The organism is Craterilacuibacter sp. (assembly GCF_051659485.1).
GTDB lineage: Bacteria > Pseudomonadota > Gammaproteobacteria > Burkholderiales > Chromobacteriaceae > Craterilacuibacter.
This window is the reverse complement of record NZ_JBOFOO010000380.1, coordinates 1-2,323: the sequence shown is the minus strand read 5'-3', so window position 1 is coordinate 2,323 and position 2,323 is coordinate 1. Positions and strand designations below refer to the sequence as shown.

Sequence of the window (2,323 nt, the reverse complement as noted above, 5' to 3'; positions counted from 1 at the left end):
GGGCTGGAGTTCTTTGGCGAAGGCAATACCCTGCCTGCCATCATGTGCTCGTCCGTCCTGCTATGGGCTTACCACTTCCTGATCTGCCGCGGCATTCAGGGGGCGGCGATGATCAACATCATCACCACCGTCGCCAAGCTGATTCCGCTGGGCCTGTTTCTGGTGCTGGTGTTTGTTGCCTTCAAGATCGAAACCTTCCAGTTCGACTTCTGGGGGCGTCCGGAACTGGGCTCCGTGCTTGATCAGGTCAAGAGCACCATGCTGGTGACCACCTGGGTGTTTATCGGTATCGAAGGCGCATCGATCTTCTCTAGTCGTGCCGAGAAAATGGCCGATGTGGGCAAGGCCACGATGATCGGTTTCGCCCTGTCTATCCTGATGTTTGTTGCCGTATCGCTGCTGTCGCTGGGCGTACTGTCCCAGCCTGAACTGGCTGCACTGAAGAACCCTTCGACCGCCGGCGTGCTCAAGGCCGTAGTCGGTGACTGGGGGGCGACGCTGATGAACGCCGGCCTGATTATCTCGGTGGGTGGCGCACTGCTGGCCTGGACGCTGCTGGCTGCCGAAGTGCCGTATCTGGCCGGCAAGGACGGCACCATGCCTGCCTTCCTCGCCAAGACCAATGCCAAGGGTGCGCCGGTCAATGCGCTGCTGTTGACCAACGCGCTGGTGCAACTGTTCCTGATCATCACCCTGTTTAATGGTTCGGCCTATCTGGATCTCTTGTATCTGGCCACCTCGATGATCCTGCTGCCTTACCTGCTGTGTGCGCTGTATGCACTGATGATTGCCGTGCGCAAGGACGGTTACCGGGGCGAAGAAGGTGCTGCCGGCAAGGACATGGCCATTGCGCTGCTGGGTTCGGTTTACGGCGCATGGTTGCTGTATGCGGCCGGCCCGAAATACCTGCTGCTGTCCATGGTGTTGTATGCGCCGGGTATCCTGTTCTACCTCAAGGCACGCAGCGAGCAAAAACTGGCCGCGTTTACCCGTAACGAAATGGTGCTGGCTGCCATTGCCGTGATCCTGGGCCTGTTTGCTGCTTACCAGCTGTTTACCGGTGCGCTGACTTTGTAAGGCTTGAGTGTTTGGTTTTCCGTGATGTACTCAGTTTGCCCCCGCCTGTGCGGGGGCTTTTTTGCTTGTGTTTGACCCGTATCAAGTCAGCGGTATCTCATAGACGGTAGCTTGCGCTCTCTTGTTGGGCCTGCCTGAGCCGGTAGGTCGTAGGGAGCGGAGCTTGCTTGTGCGTCTGGATAATTTTGATCTCAGGTTGTTGCGTATTTTCATGGTCATCGTCGAGAGCGGCGGCTTCTCGGCAGCACAGGCCAAGCTGGGCATGAGCCAGTCGGCCATCAGCTGCAAGATGAATGATCTGGAGACGCGACTGGGCATGCGTTTGTGCCAGCGCGGGCGTAGCGGCTTTAAATTGACGGCCGAAGGCGCGCAGGTTTACGACGAAACCCTGCGCCTGCTGAACCAGCTTGGCCAGTATGAAAACAAGCTGGGGCAGATACGCGAGCAGATTTTCGGTCATGTCCGCATCGGTGTGGTCGACACCATCGTGATGAATCCGGCGTGCCGCTTGCCGGCCAGCTTGCGCGAGTTTTCCCGTAAATATCCCGAAGTCAGCGTAACGCTGGATGTGATGGAATCGAACGAGATCGAGGTCTTGCTGTTGCAGGGCAAGCTGAGTATCGGCCTGTGCTCCAGTGATCACGAGATGCCCGGCCTCGCGTATACCCATCTTTTTTCCGAGCGCCAGCGCCTGTATGCGGCAGCCTCGCATCCGGTGTTCCAGCTGGCGCCGCCGGCGAGCCGCAAGAAAGACTTGCTGCCCTTTGCCATCGCCGGGCGCGGCAAGACCGGGGTGACGCCTCTGGATGAAGTCGACGGTTTTTCCATGCGTGCGGCCTCCGCGCATATGGAAGGCACCGCCATGCTGTTGCTGACGGGCGAGCTGATCGGCTATCTGCCGGAACACTATGCCGCGCATTGGGTGCATAGCGGTGAATTGCGCTGCCTGAACCTGTCGGAGCTGGATTACTTCCCGGCCTTTAACCTGACGCTGCCGCGTTATGGCCACGCCTCGCAGGCGACCCAGTGCATGGTGGAGGCGCTGATGCTGAACTATCCGCAGGCCAGCTGTATGGTGGCGCGCGAGCAGTGGCCCAAAACGGTAGATAGCAGCATGTTGTCTGGCTAGGCATAAATGGGAGACACAGTTAGATAGCATCTGATCAGGATCAAGCCAGACCAATAAGAATATCTTTATATTACTGGCATGATGATCTGGCTGCCCCGGGAGTGGGGTGGCAACGGG

At 58.4% G+C, this 2,323-nt stretch carries 2 protein-coding genes; both read left to right on the top strand.

Annotated features, from left to right (window positions below; genetic code table 11):
• On the top strand, positions 1-1,077 hold a 1,077-nt coding region (locus ACRC1E_RS13125; protein WP_438515536.1), incomplete at its 5' end, for an amino acid permease.
• Positions 1,078-1,246: 169 nt separating this feature from the next.
• Entirely contained in the window at positions 1,247-2,206 is a 960-nt protein-coding gene (locus ACRC1E_RS13120) for a LysR family transcriptional regulator (protein WP_438515537.1), read from the top strand.
• Positions 2,207-2,323 lie beyond the last annotated feature (117 nt).